We start from the raw sequence: 3477 nt of genomic DNA, 5'->3' as shown, positions 1-3477 counted from the left end.
ATTTCTATTAAATGAGAGCATTTCTTCTTTAAAATGAGAGCTTGCCAAACTTCTCTTAAGGTAGCACTCAAAACAGGCACTTTCATCTCTAACATGGATAGGTCCTAAGCGTATCATTTCGTTGTCACACCAAAAAACTAATTTTAATTGGCTGTTATAAGAGATATTCCATTTACTTTTCAAATAATCAATGTTGTCAGTATCTGAGCAAATTAAAACAATATCTGGATTATTATGGCTTACTTTAATTTTTGTATAGTTTTTCATGTATTCTATACATAAAGAAAATAACTCGCCTTCACCAACAATTTGTATTGTTTTAAAATGTGGTATATTTAAAATGGTGTTTCTAACTAAGTATGTTTTATGGGATTCAAACAATAGGTTTGCATCAATGATTTCACTAATTTCACTATCTTCATTAATACACAACGCACCTATATTGGTAAATAGATCAAATAGCTGATCGGGGTTATATACACCACTTTGCTTCATGTATGTAATCCAAGCATTTTTATTTTGAGAACCTTTGTAATTTAATATTCTAGATATTACTTTTGAATTATAATCTATTGTTAAACACTGAGAATTCGGAAACCGCAATTGAACCTTATTAGATTCAATAATATTACATTTTAATGTGGGAAGAACTTGAAAGACTTTTTTGGAAAACATTTACTCTCCATGACCACCACAACAACAGCAACAACTACTACTTGTGGAAGAACATCTCCCAGCACTAATAACCAATGCAGAATCTTTAATAAAATAGTTCTTATCATTGCTATTATAGTAAGCAATTGATAATGGCTTATTAGAATATTTTTTTGAAAGCGATTTTTTTACAATTGTTTGTTTTTTGTTCATTATAGAATCTCCTTTAATGTAAAAATCACAAAAAAACAACTTGATGGAATTATTTTATATTAAAAGTTATATTATTGTTTAGACTTGTTATTAAAAATTTAACTATTTTAACAATAAACATTTATTTTGGTTACAAACTTAAACGCTCTAATACCCCTAATACCACTAACAGTCTTTTTTAAACTACTTAATTTGAGATAGTTTATTAATTGCTTTATAGACTCGTTCTAGAATGTTTTCTTTAGAATGACTAATATAAGCACTCCCTTGAGTCCATTAAACCATGAAATGTTCTAATTCTTGCCTTAAATCATCATTAGGTTTATTGTCGCCATATTTTTTTTAAAATCTCAATCTTTAAATCAAACGCTAAAGCATACATTTTTAAAACCTTTTTGAAGTATGTCTATTCTAAAACAACTCACTATGACTGCCAAGCCTAACCAAAGTTAAAACATTGCCTTTCACTCTATACACAAGCAAAACATCAGGCTTAATGTGGCACTCTCTACAGCCTTTGTATGTTCCACTTAAAGAGTGATCTTTAAATCTTTTATTCAATGGAATTTGATTTCTTAAATTTTCAACCACTAAGTCAAACACTTCTAACTCAATTTTTTGATTTAAAATATGTTTTTTTAAATCCTTAGTGAATTTCTTTTTTAACTCAATCTCTAGCATTCAAGCTCCTAAGAATTAAGAGCGAATTGCCAAATTTCACTAGCATTCTTAGGCTTAAAGTTTTCAGTCGTATTAGGATTATCAATATCTAATAAATCTTTTTTTAACTCATCATTAGGAATATATTTACTAGCTAAATTATCCTCTTTCTTAGCTTGAGAATATTGCTTTTTAATCTCTCTCATTTGTTTTTTAATTTCTAAAACCTTACTTTGATATTTAGCTAATTGTTTTTCTAATTTGCCAAGCTCCTTATAAAATTTAACCCCTATTTCTACATTTTTTAACATCTTATCTCCTTAACTCAATCAATCATGATAACCCTATTATATCCAAATTAACCAAATCCATGCTAAAATAAAAATAATAGGGGCAAGGATACTTTGTGTAACTACAAAGAACGGCGATGTGAAAAATCGCCTATCCTTGCTAGTGGGACACCCCCTAGAACCCCCCCATAAATCAAAATTAAGGGATAAGTCAAACAAAACATGCCAAAACTTTCTGATAACAAAAACATAACCAAACGCTTACGACTAAATCAAACAGAATGGCAAACTATCCAAACTCAAATGCAAGAAAAAAATCTAAACTTTTCGCAATTAGTTTTAAATTCTCTTTTAACTCAAAACTCACAAACTCCAACAAAATCTAAAAAACAAAAAGCGATTGCTAATAAAGAACTAGTTATTGAATTAGCTAAGTGGGGAAACAATTTAAATCAAATCGCTAAACATCTCAACATTAATAAGGGGGCATGGGATAGATTAGGTTTAGAACAACTCATAGAAATCAGTTGCCAGTTAGAACAAATAAGATCCAAGTATGTTGGTTAAATTTTGGGGCATTAATCAAGGGGGTGGCGATGGTGATGGGAGTGTTAATTACTTGCTTAATGAAAGGGTAGAACAAGGCACAGCCAAAGTTTTAAAAGGCGATGCCAATCTAACTAAAAGCCTTCTACTCTCTCTTACTCAAAAACACAAGGCATGCGTAGGGTGCTTATCCTTTGAAGAGTCAAATATTGATGAGAGTTTAAAATACGAGCTTATGGAAAGCTTTGAAAATGCTTTACTCACACAAGAAATGCAAGGGCGTTACAACATCTTATGGGTAGAACACACAGACAAGGGGCGTTTGGAGTTGAATTTTGTTATACCCAAAATTGACTTAGAGAGACAGAAAGCGTTTAACCCTTACTATCACAAAGTGGATTTAAAACGCATTGATACTTGGCAAAATGTAGTTAATCTAAAATACACTTTTACAAACCCCAAAGACCTAGAAAAACAACAAATTAGTAACTACCACAACACAAAAACCCCACAAGGTAAGGCTATCTTTAAGAACTACAAAGAGCTAGATAATTACCTTTACAACGCCGTAACACAAGGCTTATTAAATTCAAGGGCAGAAATAATAGAGCTTTTACAAGCGAGTAATTATGAGATTACTAGACAAGGCAAGGATTATATCAGTGTCAAGCTCCCTAACCAACAAAAAGCCAAACGATTGAAAGGAATAATTTATGATGAACGATTTACTGAACAAAGACTTATTGAACAAGAACTTAGAGAATATAGCCAGAACAAAGATACAAGCCGAGAAAGAGATACAAGAGAAATATCAACAGCTCCTAACACAACACCAAGAGCTACACAATCTCTCATACAAGAGCTTAGAGACTTGGAACAACAACTGCACAGACACATTGAATACAAACAGCAATACTATAAAAAGCTACACGAATTTAATTCAAAAGACCCAAGAGAGCCTAAAGAACAGCTACCTAGAGTTAGAGACAGCCAACAAAGAACACAACAAAACCATGCAAACGAAACTACAAGAACTAGAGAAACAAATCCACAAGAACCTAGCCAAGAAGTCCTTACTAATGCCCCTAACTTTCATCATGGGATTAGTCATCAT

The 3477-nt window shown here is 31.6% G+C and carries 6 protein-coding genes and 1 pseudogene; 2 read left to right on the top strand and 5 right to left on the bottom strand.

Annotated elements, in window-relative coordinates; genetic code table 11:
• The 5 genes and pseudogenes from QT74_RS07680 to QT74_RS07670 form a co-directional block, all read right to left on the bottom strand.
• The coding region (locus QT74_RS07680; RefSeq protein ID WP_033765884.1) for a hypothetical protein at positions 1–675 on the bottom strand (675 nt) is incomplete at its 3' end.
• Positions 676–867: a hypothetical protein gene (locus QT74_RS08335; protein WP_001941815.1), complete on the bottom strand. Its 192-nt coding sequence runs from the start codon at positions 865–867 to the stop codon at positions 676–678.
• 107 nt (positions 868–974) lie between these two features.
• A pseudogene (locus QT74_RS08460) lies at positions 975–1249 on the bottom strand (virulence associated protein VapD).
• A 29-nt stretch (positions 1250–1278) separates the two neighbouring features.
• Positions 1279–1548 (bottom strand): type II toxin-antitoxin system YafQ family toxin, encoded by a 270-nt coding sequence (locus tag QT74_RS07675; RefSeq protein WP_033765882.1) that lies wholly within the window; start codon positions 1546–1548, stop codon positions 1279–1281.
• An 8-nt stretch (positions 1549–1556) separates the two neighbouring features.
• Positions 1557–1838 (bottom strand): jhp0828 family protein, encoded by a 282-nt coding sequence (locus QT74_RS07670; RefSeq protein ID WP_033765881.1) that lies wholly within the window; start codon positions 1836–1838, stop codon positions 1557–1559.
• Between the two features lie 201 nt (positions 1839–2039).
• Between QT74_RS07670 and QT74_RS07665 the strand changes: the two genes are divergently transcribed.
• Positions 2040–2384, top strand: coding sequence for a plasmid mobilization protein (locus tag QT74_RS07665; protein WP_033765879.1), 345 nt, complete (start codon positions 2040–2042; stop codon positions 2382–2384).
• A partial coding sequence (locus QT74_RS07660; protein ID WP_033765878.1) for a relaxase/mobilization nuclease domain-containing protein occupies positions 2374–3477 on the top strand: 1104 nt, incomplete at its 3' end. The genes QT74_RS07665 and QT74_RS07660, both read left to right, overlap by 11 nt.

The organism is Helicobacter pylori SA213A (genome assembly GCF_000476275.1).
In the GTDB taxonomy this organism is placed as follows: Bacteria; Campylobacterota; Campylobacteria; order Campylobacterales; family Helicobacteraceae; genus Helicobacter; species Helicobacter pylori_CL.
The sequence above is the reverse complement of the archived record's forward strand: the minus strand, read 5'-3'. Positions and strand labels throughout refer to the sequence as shown.